This is a genomic window from Oceanitalea stevensii (assembly GCF_014837105.1).
Classification (GTDB): Bacteria; Actinomycetota; Actinomycetes; order Actinomycetales; family Actinomycetaceae; genus Oceanitalea; species Oceanitalea stevensii.
On the sequence record NZ_JACSPO010000001.1, the window covers coordinates 995055 to 1012709 of the forward strand.

Below are 17655 nucleotides of genomic sequence, written 5' to 3' on the forward strand. Positions count from 1 at the left end.
CCACCCTCCCGTCCGAGCTGGACGGGCCTCGGCCTCCGAGCCGAGGGTTGCTCCCGTGGGAGCTAGCGGTGCGTTTGGCGGCAGGACGCCGCCGTCGTCAGATCAGCCCTGACGCTGCTTGTGACGAAGGTTGGTGCAGATCACCATCACGCGGCCGTGACGACGGATGACCTTGCAGTTGTCGCAGATCTTCTTGACGCTGGGCTTGACCTTCATGGCATTCCTCCGCCGCCGCGCCGGCGCACTGGGCACCGCGACGGCGATTGTCGAGTGGTTACTTGTAGCGGTAGACGATGCGACCCCGGGTGAGGTCGTACGGGCTCAGCTCAACGACGACCCGGTCCTCAGGGAGGATCCGGATGTAGTTCTGACGCATCTTGCCCGAGATGTGTGCGAGCACCTTGTGGCCGTTGCTCAGCTCCACCCGGAACATCGCGTTGGGCAGCGCTTCGACAACGCTGCCCTCGATCTCGATGACGCCGTCCTTCTTCGCCATATCCTCCGCTAACTCTTCTCTCCTGCATGGCCGCCGACGTCTCGCGACGCCGGCGGGGCGTACCGTGGAACACGCCCGTCCCCCAAGTTCCAGGCAGGGAAGTGGCAGGCACGCTCGTCCAGCGCTCCATCATACGACATCGCGCCTGCACCCGCGTGCATGACCTCCCTCACAGGGGGTGCACGGGCGGGGCCGTCCGAGGACGGCCCCGCCCGGCTGGGGAGGTGTGTCGCGCGGCTCGCCCCCGGGACCGATCACAAGCACCGGGGATTCGCGCGACCCTGCCTCACCCTGGACCCCGGCCGGCCGGGCAGAGCCGGCCGGGGTGGTCTAGTGGCCGGGTGGCTGCCCGGCGGCTGCGGTCCGGCGGCGGGCGAGGAGCGCGAGGCCCGCACCGAGGGCGGCGGCGAGTCCGGCGAGGGCGACGATCCGCCCGACGTCGGCACCCGTGTCCTGCAGCCGCCCCGTGCTCGAGCCGGCCGCCGGCGGTACGTCGACCTCGGACAGGCCGTGGGTCTCGGTCGGGACCGGCAGCGGCTCCACCCCGGACTCCGGGGGGAGCTCGGCGCCGATCTCGAGGAGGACGTCGAAGGAGGCGCTGCGCGGGGCGACGTTGGCACGGTTCCCCGAGGTCGCCCCGACGGGCAGCTCGTAGCCCACCGTGAGGGGCACCTCCCGGCCCTTGGCCAGCTCGACCTCCAGGACGGGGGTCGTGCCGTTGGCGTCGAGCTCGGCGAAGGACGCCGAGCCGCCGGGCCAGCGCAGGACGAGGTCGTCGTAGAAGCTGCCCTCGTCCTCCCCGCTCGCGTGGTGCACGTCGGGCGCCGCGGGGTCGAGGACGTCGACGTTGACGATGCTGGCACGCAGCGTGCCCGTCGCCGGGCCGTCGTTGCGCACGAGCACGGTCCGGCTGGCGGAGTCGCCCGGCACCGTGACCGGCGTCCCGAGGAAGCTCTCGGTCGTCACGCCGGTGTACGTGGTGCCGTCCCACGACAGGTGGATGGACTCGTCGTAGGGCACGGCTGCGTGCGCGCTGCCCGCGCCGAGCCCGACGGCGACTGCTGCCGCGGCGACGGTGCTGAGTACTCGGCTCACGGCTGCTCCCCGGGACGGAAGGTGGTGGAGGTGAAGGTGATGGTGTGGACGGGCTCGGCGGCCGGGTCGTGCCGGGCGACGACGGTGGCGTCCCACGTGTCCTCCGCCCGGACCTCGGTACCTTCGGGCGCACGTGCCGTGACGCCGGCGGTGTTGGCGTACTCGCCGACCTCCGGGGCGCCGTCGTAGGCGGCGTACAGGCACCAGAACTCGGCAACCGGGTCGGTGCTCTCGGAGTACGTGCTCGGGACGGGGGTGGACTCGTAGCCGCTCGGCTCGGGGACGCTCTCCGGGGAGAGCACCTCGATGCGGCAGTCACCCGGCGAGTCGACGGCGAAGAGCGTCGGGCGCGCGGCGCCGAACACACCGCTCCCCCAGTCCGCCGGCGGGGTGACGACGTAGTGCAGGCCCTTGTTGCCCTGGCTGAGGGAGTCGACCTGGACGGCGACGGCGATCTCGCCGTCGCTGACGAGCCGGGCGGCCTCCTGCGGGCCGACCGAGTACACCGCGCTGCCGGTCGGCGCCGGCTCGGTGGCGCCGGGGGCCCCGACGGCGAAGGACTGGTAGCCGGCGGCGACGCTGCCGCCGAGCTCGGCCGAGTCGCTCCACAGGGCGAGGGAGACCCCGCCGATGCCGAGGCAGGCACCGGTGAGGCCGGCGACAGCGGCGGTGACCGTCGTGCGGCGTGTCGTGGTCATGAGGTGAAGCCCTCTCCGGTGCGGACCTGCTCGAGGTCGACGACGACGGTTCCCAGGTCCGTGAGCTGGGCGGCCGCGTCCGCCCCGACGCGGTCGCCCGTGCCCCGGCCCAGGGTGAGGGCGACCTCGACGGTGAGGACGCGACCGTCGTCGTCGAGGGTGACCAGCCGCTCCTCACCGAGCGGGACGCCCGAGACGAGGGGGTCGCCCGCCTCGTCCAGCACCGCGTAGGTGGCGGTGACGCCGTCGGGAAGGGCGGGTTCCCGCTCCCAGCCGACGGTGAGCCGGCCGCGCAGGTTGTCACCCTCGAGCTCGGTGCTGAGCTGCTGGCTCATGAGGAGCGAGTCACCGGGGCGGGCGAGGAAGGTGTCCGGGTCGACGCGCCGCGGCGTGCCGGGCACGTCCACCGAGGTCTCGTGCCACACCGTCCCACCGACCGTGTCGATGTGGAGGTTGCCGGCGGTGATGGTGCCCAGGGGCATGTCTGCGGCAGCGTGCCAGAGGGCGACGGTGCCGCCCGCGCCGGTGGCGCCCGCGAGGAGCGCGGCACCGGCGACGAGAGGAAGGGACCCGCGGCGCCGGCGAGCCCGGCGGGGGGTGGGACGAGTGGTCACGACTCTCCTGTGGTGATCTGCCCGGGGCCGCGACGGCGGCCGGCACGGGAGTCTGCGATGACGAGGTAGCTGCCGTACCCGATGAGGAGGCAGGCGACGGCGGTGACGACGATGCCGCGGTTGGGTCCGACCGCGTCGGAGAGGTGACCGACGTAGGGGACGTGGTAGACGACCCGTCCCATGACCTGCTCGGCCGCGACGGGGTCGTCGTCGGCACCGTTCGCGTCGCCGCGGGTGATGTAGGCGGTCTCGGCGCCCAGGCTGACGCCGACGACGCGGTGGGTGATCAGCGTGGGGTCCCCGGTGACGGGCTGGAAGGTGACGACGTCACCGACCTCGTACCGCTCCTGCGGGACCGACACGACCATGTCGCCCGGCGAGTAGGTCGGCTCCATGGAGCCGGTGAGCACCGTCAGCGCCGCACCGCCCAGCACGCGGGGGACGACGGCGACGGCGGCAGCGAGGAGGAGCAGTGCAACGAGCAGGACGGCGGTCGTCCCGGTGAGGACCGCCCGCCAGAAGGTGCCCGTGGGCGCCTCGGCAGGTGCCGGCGTCGTGCCGGGGGCTGCGACGGTCGTGGCCATGGTGCTCCTTCCTCTGCTGGTCGGGTGGGGGTGGGTGGGGGCCCGCCGGGGGGTGCGTGCCCCCACCCGGGGGGCGCTCAGAAGCCGCCGACGCCTCCGTCACGCACCTGCGTGAGGGTCACGTCGAAGGCCTCGAGCGCGGCCTGGGCCTCGACGAGGTCGCGCTCGGCGACGTCCTCGTCGAAGGTCACGCTGAGGACGACCTCGAGGTTCGGGGTGCCGGTGAGCGCGGCGGGCAGCGTGTGGAGCGGGGCCACGTTCTGCGAGTTGTCCGCGGAGGCGAAGCGCAGGGGCTGCGCCGCGGCGAGCGGGGTCGCGTCGACGATGGTCTCGCCGTCGAGACGGACCTCGTAGGTGGCGTGCTCGGCGAGCTCGGCGAGGAGCTCGCCGTCGCCGGTGACGCCGAGGCGGTCGAGGGAGAGCTCGGCGACGAGGTTGTCGCCCTGGAGCGCCGCGCTCAGGGGCAGGGTGCCCTCGACGGTGTCCCCGGGGACGATGCGGAAGGTGTCGAGGGTGATCTCGTGGTCGCCCTGGGTGCGGTCCGCCGAGACGTCCTTCCACGACACCTCGCCGGCCTCGACGTCGAGGTTGCCGGAGGTGATGACCCCGCCGGCGACCTCGGCGCTGTCGTTCCACAGCGCGAAGGTCGCGCCGCCCATGAGGAGGGCCGCGCCAGCGGCTCCGGCGACGAGGCCCGTGGTCTTCTTGTTCATGTTCGTGTCCTTAGCTGGTGTGATCGGTGACGGCGCGTGCGCGCCTCACCTGACCGAGCGGAGGGGCTCGGGCAGTCTTGGGGGTGAGGGTCAGGGGCGTGCGGTGACGGGCCCTGAGCCCGTGCAGACCATGTGGTCGCCGACGGCGAGGTCTGTTCGTGGGCACCGGACGTCCACGCCCTGGTCGTCGGTGACGACGACGTCGGAGAGGGCGGTCTGACCGGTGTTGCGGACCGTGTAGGTCCAGGTGATGGTCGAGCCGGTCGTCACGGCGGAGCCGGCGCTCAGCTCGCGGGCGCCGTCGAGCTGCGCGGCGGACGGGACGTCCCACGCCCGCTTGACGATCTCGACGCCGGGCTCACGGGTCTGGGTGTTGGTGAAGGTGCACGTGACGTCGTCGCCGACGGCGACGTCGAGCGTGAGGCCGTCGCCGTCACGGGCCACCGCGAGGGGCCGGCCGTTGGCGGTGCAGCTCAGCGTGGACAGCGCCCAGCCCTGGGACCGCTGCGTGGAGGTCATGCGCTCCTCGAGCCGCACCGTCGCCGCGGTCGCGTCGGGTCGGGTGAAGCGCACCGTGTAGCCGACGGAGCCGGACGCTCCGGTCACCTGCGTGCCGCTCGGGGCGAGGGTCCCGCTCCCTGCGGTCCGGGTGGCGGCGAAGGTCCACCCGGCGCCCGGGCGGGCGCTCGCGCCGTAGGGCTGCGCGACCTTGTCGACCGTGATCGTGGCCTGGCAGGTGGCGCCCTTGGCGAGGTTCTGCAGGAGGGGGGCGAGCTCGCGCCAGCCCGTCTGGAAGTAGTCGGCCGTGTTCGCGGAGGCGCCCGCGACGTACCTCGTGGGCCCGGAGACCGCGCGGAGGTTGGCGGCGTCGCCGCTCACGCCCTCCCCGACACCGACGGCGAGAACTCTCGTGCCCTCCGCCTTGAGCGCGTTCGCGGAGAAGATCGCCTGCTCGGTCTCGACGAAGCGGGTGAAGTTGCCCGGTCCGCTGACCGGGGAGCCGGAGTAGGTCGCCATGCCGTCGGTGACGACGATGGCGAGGTCGAAGGCCTGCCCGTCCGCAGCCACCTGGTGGATGCCGCGGTCCCAGTTGGTCCCGCCGGCGGCGGCGTAGGCGTTGATCCGCGAGCGGATCGTCGCCAGGTTGCCGTCGATCGGGAGGAGCTCGGGGTAGTTGCGTCCGCTCGCACTCGTGGTGCGGGGGGCGTTCTGCGCGAAGGTGAAGAGGGACAGGCGCGAGCCGGTGCCCTCGAGCGCCTCGGCGAAGGCGATGGCCGAGGCCTTGAGGTCGCCGACGGCGCCCGCGTCCGCCACGGAGCCGGACAGGTCGAGGACGAGCGCGACGTCGATGCCGGCGCCGCACGTCTGCGGCAGCTGCGGGTTGGCCCGCGAGCTCTGCCAGCGGCCGCCGGAGACCGTCCGGTCGGTGTTCCCTCCCGAGGTCGTCATGAAGTCGCGGCCGGCCGTGTAGGTGGCCCCGGCCCTCAGCTGGGTCCCGGTCCGGAAGCGGTAGGGCGTCGCCTGCTGGACGGTCCCGCCGCCCGTGACGAGCGCCGAGCTGGTGTACCAGCCCTCAGGGGCGGCCTCCTGCACCACCCAGAACTGGCGGTCCAGGTTGACGCCCGCGGGCGTGACGACGACCTGCTCGTACTCCGTGCACCACACCAGGAACCAGCTGATGCACTCGCCGGTGCGCGTGACGGCCTGCTGGGTGTCGGGCACGACGAAGCTGCAGTCGCCCTGCGCGTCGGACACGCACGTCGCCCAGCTGGCCGTGACGGGCGCGGTGGGGCCGGCGGCACCGCCGTCGTGGAGGCGCAGCCGGACGCCGGCGAGCGGGGCGACGGTGGACGCGGTGGCGCGGTCGCCACCCACCTTGACGGTGACGACGGCCGAGGTGCTGCTCGGGCTCGGCACGGCGAGGGGGGCGACGGCTCGCGTCGCGGCGCTCGGACGGCCGGTGGTGGGAGCGGCGACAGGCTCCGTCGCAGGCGCCGTCTCGGCGGCGGCCTCTCCGGCGGGGGACGGCTCCGCGGTGGGCGCCTCCGCCTCGACGGGGGACGGCTCCGCGGTGGGCGCCTCCGCCTCGACAGCGGGAGACGGCTCCACGGTGGGCACCTGCTCCGCGGTGGCGGCGTCCTGCTCGGGGAGCTCGACGGTCGCCGGCGTGGGTGCGGCCTGCTCGGCAGCGTCGCCCGGCTCGCCGCTCGCGACGGACCCCGTCCCGCCGACGACGAGTGCCAGGGTGACGAGGGCCGTCAGGCCGCGGCGCGAGGTGCGCCCGGCCCAGCTGCCCGTTGAGGCTCGGTGCTTCATGGTGTCGTGCTCCGCCCGTGATCGATGACGAGGGGAAGCACACCAGCCGGACGGGCCGCTGCGGGGGCCCGCAGCGAGTGACCGGGAGACGACTGCTCGGGCGCACGCGGGCTAGTCACGACGCGGCGCGCGACGGCGGGGGTGAGAGCGGGCGGGCCACGCTGACGGCGCCGCCCCACAGGACCCGCGGCATCCTGCTAAAGAAGGAGGGTGAGCCCTACTTTCGTAGGACTCACCCTCACCTCACCCGGCGCGTCGACGCACCCCCGTCGCGAGCATCGCGCACCGGCACCTCGGGCGGACCGGGGTCCACATGCTGAGAGATGCGCGGACGGGGCCGTCCTGAGGACGACCCCGTCCGCCGGCCACCGAGCCGGTGCGGGACTGACGCCTGGCGCCGATCACAAACGCCCTGCGGTCCCGGCGGCCGTGGGGGCCGCCCGCGTCCTCACCTGCCGGGCGGTGCTGATGAGGACACGGTGCGGGAGGTGGGGGCCGGGCGACCGGCCCCCACCAGCTCTGTCAGGCCTCCTTCCGGCGCCTGGTCGTGCCGAGGGCGAGACCGCCCGCGGTCAGCAGGGCCGCCAGCAGCGCCGCGCCGGCGACAGCAGCACCGGTCGGCGGCAGTCCGGGCGTCCGCGGCGGGGTGATGTGCGTCGTCGAGCACTCGATGCACACGGGCGGGGGCGTCCCCTCGCCGGTGACGACGTTGCGCAGCCGCACGTCCCAGGCGTCGTCGTCGACGACGACCCGGTAGGTGAGGGTGGCCGTCTCGCTCAGCCGCGGGATGTCCCACACGAGGTCCTCACCGTCCCAGTCGACGCTGCCCACGCTCGCCTCGATCGCGCCGGTGGTCCGGGCGTGCTCGAGGACGTCGGACAGGTCGTCGGTGACCGTGAGGTCCGTCGGGTCGACGTCGCCGGTCGGGGTGGCGGTCACCGTGTAGGTGATCGTGTCGCCCGGGTCGACGGTGCTGCCCGACACGGGGTCCGAGCTCTTCGTCAGCGTCCAGGACGGCTCCCCGATCGGACCACAGTCCTCGGCGGGGATCTCGTCGTTGCCGCTGCGCAGCACGGCCCGGTTGAAGAAGCCGCGCCCGGGGCCACCGTCGGGGTCGCAGACGAGGTTCTCGTCCGGGATGCCGGCGTCCACCTCGACGACGAAGGTGACCTCGTAGCGCTGGACCTGTCCGCCCTCGATGGCGACGAGGTCGAGGATCGGCCCCTCACCGTCCCAGTCGAGGTCCTGCGGGTCCGCGGGGTCGGTGACGTCCCAGGCCTCCTGGTCCAGGATCGTCACCCCCTCCGCGAAGCGCGGGGCGTCGACGAGCTGGTAGTAGGCCAGTGAGTCGCTCGCGGAGTTGTCGACGACGATCGTGTAGCCCACCGTCCACGTGCCGTCCTCCTGCTCGACCGCCGAGTCGAAGACCTTCTCGAGCTCGGGGTGGGCGGGCGGGAGGCAGTCACGGTCGGTGTCGTCCTCACCGTGCGCGGTGAGGGTTGCGGCGTTGAGGAAGCCGCCGCCGTCGGTCCCGTCCTCGCCGCTGCACTGCCCGGCCTCCCCGCCGGTGACGCCGGCGGCGACGGCGGCCGTGACGGTGACGACGTAGGTGTCGCTGTCACCACCGGCGAGCGGCCGGTCGTTGGCCAGGGTCGTCGTGAGCTCGTCGGGCAGGTCGCCCCACACCCCTGCGACGGCCGTGCCCTCGAGCGCCCACTCGGCGGTCAGCGGCGTGATGCCCTCGCTGTACTCGAGGGTGTCGCTGAGGTCGTAGACCCCGCCGACGCTCGAGTCGTTGGAGGCGACGACCTCGTAGACGACCTCCCAGGTGCCGTCGGGCAGCTGGTTCGCGGAGACGGCGGTCTTGTCGACCGACATGTCCGGGTCGGGGATCGGCACGCACGCGTCGTCGTCGTACTCGTCGTTGCCGGAGGTGATGGTGGCCAGGTTGAACAGGCCGTGCCCGGCGTCGGAGCCGTTGAGCCCGCACTCCCGCAGCCCGCCGTCGTCGGTCTCCACGACGTCGGAGAGGCTCACGGTCACGGTGACCGTGTAGGTGTGGGTGGTGGCGGCCGGCAGGAGGACGCCGGTGACGACCTCCGTCTCGGTCACGCCGTCCCAGTCCTCGTAGACCGTGCCGTCGCGCTCGATGCTCGCGTCGAGGATGTCGACACCCTCGACGAAGTCGAACTCGTCGGACAGGTCGTAGCTGACGGCCTGGTCGGCGTCGGGGTTGGCGACGTCGATGGTGTAGCTGACGTCCCAGGTGCCGTCGTCGCCTGCGACGAGCTCACCCGGCGTCTTCTCCACGGTCGGGGCCACCGGCTCGGCACAGGCGCGGACGGTCTCGTCCTCGTCGAGGACCGTGAGCGTGGCGGCGTTGAGGAACCCGCCGCCCTCGCTCAGCTCCTCGTCGTCGCACAGGCCCGCCTCGGTGCCGATGACGCCCTCGGCGACGTCGGCGGTGACGACGACGACGTAGGTGTCCGTCGCGCCTGCAGCGATCTCGACGTCGGTGGCGAGCACCGTCGTCGGGTTGTCGGCCACCGGCTCGGTCCACTCGCCGCCGGCGTCGGGCTCACCCGCCGGGAACCAGGCAGCCGCCGTCGGCGTGATCCCACCGCCGTACTCGAGCGTGTCGCTCAGGCTGTAGACGCCCGGGTAGTCCTCGGGGTTGACGACGTCGATCTCGTAGGTGACCAGCCAGTCGCCGCCGGGCAGCTGGTCGGCCGAGACGGCCCGCTTGATGACGTCGAGGTCGGGCACACAGACCTCGACGACCTCCTCCGCGGACTGCTGCGTCTGCACGATCCACGCCGTGTTCGTGTACTCGACGCAGGCCCCCGGCGTGCCCTCGAGCTCGAGGGAGTAGGTGAAGACGGTGGGCGTGCCCTCCGCGTTCCACGTGGCGGTGCCGAGCGGCACCGGGTTGGCGGGATCGGTCTGGTCGTCGATCACGTCGATCGACGCGTTGATCGGGGTCTGCGCCCAGTCACCCGGCTCGATGTCGGCGGTCCCGGTGGCCGTGGTGCTCGGGGTCGGCACGGTGTCCGCCCACGTGGCGGTCGCCGTGTTCGTGCCCGAGTAGGACGGCTGGGTGACGAAGGTGCACGTGTAGCTGAGGTCGACGGTCTCGCCGGCCGCGACGAGCACGTCCTCACCGCCGGCGACGGTGCAGACGGCCCCGCCCCCGACGTCGACGGTGTCGGTGACGTCGGCGGTGATGTCGAGCCACTCGTTGGGGTTGGCCACCGTGATGGCGCCCTGCATCGCCCAGCCGGCGTCACTGCTGCCCGTGGGGGTGGCGGTGACGGTGTAGTCGGCGGTCGCGGTCCCCGTGTCGGGGTCGACCGTCACCGTCGTCTCGTCGGCCTCCTTGTCGATCTCCCACAGGTAGGTGCGGTCGAAGGAGACGACGACGTTCTTCTCGACCTCGAGGTCGAGGCCGGCGCAGAGCGTGACGACCTCGGTGCTCGACTCGTTGACGACGAAGGGCGCGAAGAGCGGCTCGGGCGAGTTGACGATGGTCGCGGTGTTCTCGAACTCGACGCACTGGCCGGGCGTGCTCGGCCACTCGAGGTCGTAGGTGAGGACGGCCGGGCCGTCGGTGGCGTCGAAGGCGTTGCCACCGGGGTAGTCGGAGAGGTCGTACTCGGTGTCGGTGACGGTGACGTACCGGTCGGTCTCGACCACGGACGCCGCCGCGAAGTCGAAGTCCGCGGTCGCCGTGCTGCTGCCGTCGGTCCCGGGGTACGCGGCAGCGTCCCAGGTGACCGTGGCGGTGTTCGTCCCCGTCGTCGTCGGCGTCCCGCCGGTCAGGGAGCAGGAGTAGTTCACGGTGACCGAGTCGTTCGCGGGCACGGTGACGTCCGTGCCCCCCGGCACGGTGCACGTGGAGGCCGGCAGGGCGTCGATGACGTCGACCCCCGTGAAGGGCACGTCGTTCGGGTTGGTGAGCACGACCGTGCCGCTCACCGTGAAGCCGGAGTCGGTGGGCCCCTCGGGCGTGACCGTGACGTCGTAGGTGAAGGTCCCGTCCTCGCCGGCGGGCACCTCCAGGCGGTCCTCCTCAGCCACCTTGGTGATGTCCCAGTCCCAGTCCCGGGTGAAGCTCGGCACGGCCGTCTTCGTCACGACGAGGTCGTCGTAGTCCGGCGGGACGAGGGCGTTGCGGACCGTACAGCTGACGATCTCCTCGGCGGCGACGTCGACGGTGAAGCCGAGGGCTCCGCTGTCGGTCACCGGCAGCGTCTCACCGGTCCCGGTCACGACGCATCGCGCGTTGGCGCCGTCGACGGGGACGAGCTCGTAGCCCGCCTGCTGCGTCTCGGTGACCGTCACGCTGCGGCTCTGCACCGCCGCGGGGTAGTCGACCGCGAAGTTGACGGCGCTCGAGTCGTCGGTCGTCGCCGTCGCGGGCGTGACGTCCTCGGTCGTCGTGCCGAAGGTCCAGCCGGCCCCGCCCGGGACGACGTCACCCTCCGCGTCCACGACCTCCTTGACCACCGTGAGCGTCCCGGCACAGTCGGCGCTGGCGATCTCCTCGAGGGTCGCCGCGAGGTCCTCGAGGTCCGTGCGGTAGAAGTCCTGACCCTCGGTCGGGCCGGAGACGAGCGGGATGCGGATGCTCGCGCCGGGGAGGAAGGCCTCGGGACCGAAGCCGACGAGGACGACCTGGGCGCCGGTCGCCTTGACGGCGTTGGCGGAGAGGATCGCCTCGTTCACCTCGGCGATCGTCGAGACGTCACCGGGGCCCTGGCGGTCCCGGTGGAAGGTGGGCTGGCCGTCGGTGAGGAACAGGACGACGTCGTACTGCACCCCCGACTCGGCCACCTGGTGGAAGGCGCGGTCCCAGTTGGTCCCGCCACCGCCGCTCGGTGTCCGCTGGTAGCCGTTGATCCGGTTGATGATCTGCTGCGCGCTGCCCGGTGTCGCGACGCTCGTCAGCGGCAGTCCACCGTTGGTGGGCCCGGCCGCGGGAGCGGCGCTGCCGAAGGTGTAGAGCGCCACCTGCGACGGCGTGCCGGTGATGGCGTTGATGAAGTCGTTCGCGGCGGCCTTGTGCTCGTCGAGCAGCTCCTCGGTCTCGGTGACCGAGTTGGACAGGTCGAGAACCATCGCCATGTCGAGGCCGCACTGTGCCGGGGCCTCGTTGTTGGGGCGGACGCTGGCCCAGAACGGCTCGGTGACGGTGTCGCTGTACCCGAGGGGGAGCTCGATGATGCGATCGGCAACCGGGTCGTCCGCGGAGACGGGACCGGTGGCGAAGATGTAGTCGGTGTCCTGCGCCCACTGCGTGGGGGCGACCCAGTCGCCGGGGGCTCCGGTCTGGATCGCGTAGAAGGCGTCGACGCCCCCGAGGGATCCCACGAGCTCGGCGAAGATCCCGCACTCGCCCGTCTCGTCGGTGGTGCACTCCCCGACGAGGACGCCGTTGGGCGGACCCTCCGCCGGGATGTCGGTGATCCGGTAGAACTCGTAGTCGACGCCCTCGAGCGGGGTGGCCGTCGAGGTCTCGTCGCCCGTCCCGGTACGGTCCCCGCCGGACCGCACGATGAGCTTGACCTCGTCCTCACCCGGGTCACCCGGCGGCACGAAGAGCGGCGTGACCTCCAGGTCCGCCTCGTCGGCGGCCGGTTCCTCGACGGCGGGCTCCTCGACGGCCGGCTCCTCCACGGCCGGCTCCTCCACGGCCGGCTCCTCCACGGCCGGTTCCTCGACGGCGGGCTCCTCGGCCGCGGGCTCCTCGGCCGCCGGCTCCTCGGTCGCAGGCTCCTCGCCCTCGGCGTCGGCGGTCTCGAGCGTCGGCTCGGAGGTGAGCTCGCTCAGCAGCTCGGCCGCCTCGGGGTCGTCCTGCGGGGTGGCCAGCGAGGCGGTGCCGCTGAGGACGAGCGTCAGGCTGGTGAGGCCGACGAGGAGGCTGCGCGACCTGCGCCGCCAGGGGGATGGGGTGCTGCGGTGACGGCTGGGCATGGCGACGCTCCTTGTGATCGGTAGGGCGCTGCCAGCCCACCACCGGCGTCGCGCGCGCGGAGGAGTGCGCCGGGATGACCGTCGGCTGATTCTCCGAGCGTCCAGGGTGAGTGACACTCGTCACATACCGCTCGGATCCGCATCCTCCTGCGGATCCCCGCGGCCCTGTCCGGAGAGGCGGCGGGGATCGGCTCCGCGAACGTCTCCGGCGCACCCGCCGGGTGCTTCACACTGTGGGCGTGCACGCACAGCCGAAGGTGTCGGTGGTGGTCCCCGTCCGGGACGACCCCCGGCTGTCCTCCTGCCTGGACGCGCTGGGCCGGCAGAGCTACCCGGCCGAGCTCGTCGAGGTGATCGTCGCGGACAACGGCGACGACCCCGCCGTCCGGGCGCTCGTCGACGCGCGTCCCGGTGTCCGGTACGTCGCCGAGCCGGCAGGTGGCTCCTACACCGCCCGCAACGCGGCGGTGCTCGTGAGCACCGGTGACGTTCTCGCGTTCACCGACTCCGACTGCCTGCCGGAGCCAGGCTGGCTCGAGCAGGCCGTCCGCGGCCTGGCGGACGGCGCCGACATCGTCGCCGGGCACGTGGCCGTCTACGCCCGGGACGCCGCCCGTCCCCACCCGGTCGAGGCCTACGAGCTCGTCCACGCCTTCCCGCAGCAGACGTACGTGTCCCGCAGCGGCGCCTCGGTCACGGCCAACATGTGCACGACGCGCGCCGCTTTCGACGCCACCGGGCCGTTCCGCTCCGAGCTGCGCTCGGGCGCCGACATCGAGTGGGCCCAGCGGGCCAACCGCCTGGGGCTGCGGACGGTCTACTGCGCGGACGCCGTCGTCCACCACCCCGCCCGGGACTCCTACGCCGCCCTGCGCACCAAGCTGCGCCGGGTCATCGCCGGCCGCCACGAGCGCGACGTCCTCGACGGCCACGACTCCCCCGCCCCCTGGCCGGCCGCGCGCTCGCTCGTCCCGCCCCTCGGCGCGGTGCGCCGGGCGCGCCGCGCACCGCAGCTCGTCTCCACCCGCGCCCGTGCCGCCTTCCTCGTCGGCGAGGTGTACCACCGCTACGTCGCGGCCTGGGTCGCGGCCGATCTCGCGGCCAGGGACCGGCTCAGGCGCCGGCGGGCACGCGCAGCCGCTCCCGCAGGTTCGCGGTAGCGGCCCCGCCACGGTCGCGGCGTCAGACCCGCCGTGTCGCTGAGTGCTCGGAGTAGACCTCGAGGAGGCGTCGTCCGGCAGCCTCCCAGGTGACCCCCTGCGCCGTCCGCAGCGCATCCCCGCGCAGCCGGTCGAGCGTGCCGCGGTCGCGGGCCAGCCGCGTGAGGTGGTCCCTGAGCTGGCGGACGTCGCCCGCTCGGTGCACGAGCGCGTTCTCGTCGTGGCGACAGATCTCGGTGCACGCGTCCGAGACCACCGGCACGCTCCCGGACGCCATCGCCTCGATGCACACCAGACCGAAGCCCTCCTCCAGGCTCGGCAGCAGGGTGACGTCGGCGTCGGCCATGAGGTCGGGCAGGTCGTCACGGTGTCCCAGCACCCGCACGCTCGGGTGCGCGAGCTCCTTGCGGAGCACGGCGGCGTACTCGGGCATGATGCCGCCGGCGATCAGCAGCACGCCGTGCTCGGCGAGCGGGGAGCCGAGCCACGCCTCCAGGGCGAGGTGGAGCCCCTTCCGGACGGCGGCGTAGCCGGCGAAGAGCGCGGTGAAGGGACGCTCCGGCTCCCTCCGCGGCCGTGGGCCGAAGCGGTCGAGGTCGACCCCGTAGGTGTGCCGGACGAGCCTGGCGGGTGAGGTGCCCTCGTCCACGAAGGTCCGTGCGACGAAGTCGGACGGGCAGAGCAGCCAGTCGGCGAGCGCGAACTCCGCCTCCTCGACACGCAGGACATCGGCGTCGTAGGCGTGCTCGGAACCTTTGGGGAGGACGATCCCGAGTCGCTCGCTCTCCGCCGCCACCGTCTCGTACGCGAAACGCGTGTGCGCGTTCGGACGCTCGAGGAACGTGGGGATGCCCAGCGAACGCGCGACCGCGAGGGTGTGCCGAGCCCCCCGCGGCCACACGTGAATCACGTCGGGCTTCGTCGTCATTCGACGGAGCTGTCGCGCCACTAGGCGGTCGTGCCACTCGCACGCCCGCGTCATGCCCAGGACCCGGTAGGGGACACGCAACCTGCCGCGGCTCAACGTCGTCCGAACCGTGATGTCTGTGGGGAGTACCCGCGCGACCGACCCCGCGAGCACTGTGACCTCTGCGCCCGCGCCATGGAGCCCGAGCACCTGTTGCCATGCCGTGTAGCAGACCCGTCCAGCGCCCAGCCGCTGTGGAAAGCTGTACAGGACGCGGACCGGCTCAGTCCCGCTCATGTCGCCTCCTGCCGCATCACCGCTGCTCTCCGACGATGCTGCTCTCTCGCGCGGCGGATCCGTCCCTGGACGTCGGCGAACAAGGGCGCGGCCACGTACGTGCCGCCGCTGTCGACGACCGGGCTCCCTCGCCCGACCTGCTCCATCCTCCACAGCGCTCCTACCGCACCGATGCTCACGACGGTCGTCCCGACGAACGTCGCGAACCCGAATGAGTCGAACGTCCCGCTGGCGAGGAGACCCGCGGGAAAGATCACCGCGAGCGCTTGTCCGAGATGCCGCGCCTCCTCGGTGGCCGCACGGAGCCGGACACTGCGGGCCATGAAGTACGGAACGGCGAAGAGAGCCAGGAACGCCGCCAGCCCGACCACGCCCCCGCCCACCAGCGTTCCGAAGAGCTGGTTGTCGAGCAGGATGTACCGCTCGGGAATGACTGTTCCGGCCCCTCGCCCGAGCCACGGCCTCTCCTCGAACATCCGAGAGACGAAGGCCTGGTCGGCGATCCGGTTCTGCACGCTCGGGTCGTTGTCCATGTTGGTGAACATGGCTCGGATGGTCCCCAGGACTCCCCGGTTGACGAGGTGAAAGACAGCCGTCCCGACCAGCGCGATGGCAAGGACGTTGTACCGGCGCCGCCACGGCCACACGAGCCCGAGCATCACCATCGTCACCGCCACGGTGAGGATGGCGGAGCGGGAGATCGACAACGGGATCGCGGAGGCGATCAGGGCGACGCACACCCAGTTTCCCACTCGGGCACGGCCTGGTGGACTGAAGAAGCCGTAGTGCAGAGCGATCGGCAGGACGAGAGCCAGGACGACACCGAACTCGATGTAGTGGTTCGCTGTGCCCGCCACGCGAGCGAAGTCTCCGTCCCCGCGGGCGCCGACGCCGATGAGCTCTGAGTTGTGCCGCAGGCCGGGAATGCGGATGTACCGCGTGAGATCGACGATCCGGGCGAACTGAAGGATGCCGACGAACGCCATGGTGGCAGCCAGGGCCACGAGAGTGCGCAGCAGGGTGTCGAGCTGCCGCCGCGTGACAAGACCGTCCGTGACCGCGAGTGTCACCCCCACCATCGCGACGGTGAGGATCAGCCACCGGTCCGCGGCATTCGCCTCGACCTGCGGGAGGAGCCGGTCGTAGCCCACGGCGTAGCCGACGAGCTGGACGGCGAGGAAGCCGCCCAGCAGCCAACGCACGGGCTGACGGCCGGGGGGCAGCCGACGCGGTCGGCGCATCGAGACGCACCACAGGAAGGCGAGAAGGATCCCGACGGCGACCGACGGGCGTCCCACCGCCCCGAGACCACCGATGACGAGCCTCGCAGGGATGAGGAACTGGAGGACGAGGAAGGTGATGAGCAGGGCGAGTGCGCTGATCTGGCGGCGCCGTACCAGCACCGGCTGCCACTCCCCCACACGGGCAGGCCGGCGCAGCAGGACCGGCTCGAAGTCCTCGTGACGGCGCGTGCGCCGCTCCGTTCCCGTACTCACGCGTGGGCGTGGTCGCGGTCCCGACGCGGCTCGACAGCCGGTCCCGCGTCCTCGGGCCAGGCGGGCAGCCCGTCGGTGACGGGCTCGTCCGGCAGTGCGGCCGCCCCTCGCCGGCGGGCGCGACGGCGCCGGACGAGACCGACGATGTCGTCGAAGAGCACGGCGACGACGAGCGCGAGACTCGCGCCGAGCAGTCCGGTGATGGCCTGCACCTGGAGCTTGCCGTCATAGACGACGGCCTGGAGGGAGGGAGCCGCGAGGACGTCCAAGCCGTACTGGGCGGCCGGAGGGATCCCGGCGCTCGACTGGCGCTGCTCGAGCTCCTCGACAGCCAGCCCGAAGACGAAGTCGGCCGTCACCTCGGCCTGGTCTGCGTCACCACCGCGGACGCTCACGGTCATGATGGTGCTGCGCGACCGGCTCGCCACCTCGTAGGAGGGGAGCAACCCTTCGGCCTGGACGCGCGCACGCATCTCCGCGCTGTTGAGGACGATGGCGACCGCGGCGTTCGCCTGGTCCTCCCCGCCGTACGGGTTGGGCACGGGGGCCGGCGCGCTGCCGGGCGTGATGAGTGCCGTACCCGCCACCTCGTACTCCGGCGCCACCCCGGCGCCGACCACCTGGACCGCACCCGCCGTCAAGGCAAGGAGTGGCAGGAAGATGTACCACCGGCGCAGGGTCGCCACCGTGATCTGCCAGACGTCCACTGCGGCCTCCATGTGCGATGGGGGGGGTGGGGGGACGGGGGGGGGGGGGGGGGGGGACGGGTGGGGACTGTGTCCCCACCCGTCGGCCACCCGGTCGGGCCAGACGGCCCTGCCGATCACGGGCGTCGGTCCGTCGTCGACCCGTGGGCGGCCCTCAGCACGTCGCTGACCGGGCGGTGCCGGCGACGGGCCGAGCCATGCGGGCACCATCCACGTCGGGAGTGGTGCCCGTCACGTGACAAGGACAACATCCGGTCCGCCGCTCCCGCCGCGTACCGGCGGATGACGACGAGCTGATCGGGCGGCGGCGGGCGGGGTGAGCTGCGGGGTGAGCTCAGCGGGGCGCCTCCCGGACGCCGGTGAGTAGTCACCCCCGTCCAGCACCTCATCCCCGCGACGTCATCCGGTCGTCATCCTTAACGCCCCTCAGCCACCGTGCGATGTTGAGACGGCTGCTCGGGCGAGCCAACGTCGTCCCGTCCGACCGGCTCAGACTGCGACGAGCGATGGAGGGCGAACTTCTCACGTGAACATCCCTCGTGACGTCCGGCGGCCCGCCACCTCCACTCCTCCACCGGCCCAGCCGCTCCCTCCGTCCC

Annotated in this window: 13 protein-coding genes; 1 reads left to right on the forward strand and 12 read right to left on the reverse strand. The window is 72.6% G+C overall.

Annotated features, from left to right (window positions below):
- Positions 1-102 precede the first annotated feature (102 nt).
- From rpmJ to H9624_RS04625, 9 genes are all read right to left on the reverse strand, one after another.
- The gene (rpmJ, locus tag H9624_RS04585; protein ID WP_110851912.1) at positions 103-216 is read right to left on the reverse strand and encodes a 50S ribosomal protein L36; all 114 of its coding nucleotides are present in this window, start codon (positions 214-216) and stop codon (positions 103-105) included.
- Between the two features lie 58 nt (positions 217-274).
- The gene (gene infA / locus H9624_RS04590) at positions 275-496 is read right to left on the reverse strand and encodes a translation initiation factor IF-1 (protein ID WP_110851913.1); all 222 of its coding nucleotides are present in this window, start codon (positions 494-496) and stop codon (positions 275-277) included.
- A 330-nt stretch (positions 497-826) separates the two neighbouring features.
- Positions 827-1591 (reverse strand): hypothetical protein, encoded by a 765-nt coding sequence (locus H9624_RS04595; RefSeq protein ID WP_251838692.1) that lies wholly within the window; start codon positions 1589-1591, stop codon positions 827-829.
- Positions 1588-2289: a hypothetical protein gene (locus H9624_RS04600; protein WP_251838693.1), complete on the reverse strand. Its 702-nt coding sequence runs from the start codon at positions 2287-2289 to the stop codon at positions 1588-1590. The genes H9624_RS04595 and H9624_RS04600 overlap by 4 nt, the downstream gene beginning before the upstream one ends.
- A complete protein-coding gene (locus tag H9624_RS04605) occupies positions 2286-2903 on the reverse strand; it encodes an alternate-type signal peptide domain-containing protein (protein ID WP_251838694.1) in 618 nt (205 codons plus the stop codon). The genes H9624_RS04600 and H9624_RS04605 overlap by 4 nt, the downstream gene beginning before the upstream one ends.
- Positions 2900-3487, reverse strand: a complete 588-nt coding sequence (locus H9624_RS04610) for a signal peptidase I (RefSeq protein ID WP_251838695.1) — start codon at positions 3485-3487, stop codon at positions 2900-2902. The genes H9624_RS04605 and H9624_RS04610 overlap by 4 nt, the downstream gene beginning before the upstream one ends.
- Positions 3488-3564: 77 nt before the next feature.
- Complete coding sequence (locus H9624_RS04615; RefSeq protein WP_251838696.1) at positions 3565-4200, reverse strand: alternate-type signal peptide domain-containing protein; 636 nt, start codon at positions 4198-4200, stop codon at positions 3565-3567.
- 90 nt (positions 4201-4290) lie between these two features.
- Positions 4291-6516 carry a vWA domain-containing protein gene (locus H9624_RS04620; RefSeq protein WP_251838697.1) on the reverse strand — a complete coding sequence of 742 codons (2226 nt, stop codon included), beginning with the start codon at positions 6514-6516 and terminating at the stop codon, positions 4291-4293.
- A gap of 522 nt (positions 6517-7038) precedes the next feature.
- The gene (locus H9624_RS04625) at positions 7039-12489 is read right to left on the reverse strand and encodes a DUF7927 domain-containing protein (RefSeq protein WP_251838698.1); all 5451 of its coding nucleotides are present in this window, start codon (positions 12487-12489) and stop codon (positions 7039-7041) included.
- Between the two features lie 239 nt (positions 12490-12728).
- Between H9624_RS04625 and H9624_RS04630 the strand changes: the two genes are divergently transcribed.
- Positions 12729-13649, forward strand: coding sequence for a glycosyltransferase family 2 protein (locus H9624_RS04630; protein ID WP_251838699.1), 921 nt, complete (start codon positions 12729-12731; stop codon positions 13647-13649).
- Between the two features lie 22 nt (positions 13650-13671).
- Here the strand turns inward: H9624_RS04630 and H9624_RS04635 are convergent, their stop codons facing one another.
- From H9624_RS04635 to H9624_RS04645, 3 genes are all read right to left on the reverse strand, one after another.
- Complete coding sequence (locus tag H9624_RS04635; protein ID WP_251838700.1) at positions 13672-14577, reverse strand: glycosyltransferase family 4 protein; 906 nt, start codon at positions 14575-14577, stop codon at positions 13672-13674.
- Between the two features lie 272 nt (positions 14578-14849).
- Positions 14850-16055 (reverse strand): O-antigen ligase family protein, encoded by a 1206-nt coding sequence (locus tag H9624_RS04640; protein ID WP_251838701.1) that lies wholly within the window; start codon positions 16053-16055, stop codon positions 14850-14852.
- A gap of 290 nt (positions 16056-16345) precedes the next feature.
- A complete protein-coding gene (locus H9624_RS04645) occupies positions 16346-17056 on the reverse strand; it encodes a hypothetical protein (protein WP_251838702.1) in 711 nt (236 codons plus the stop codon).
- Positions 17057-17655: the final 599 nt, after the last annotated feature.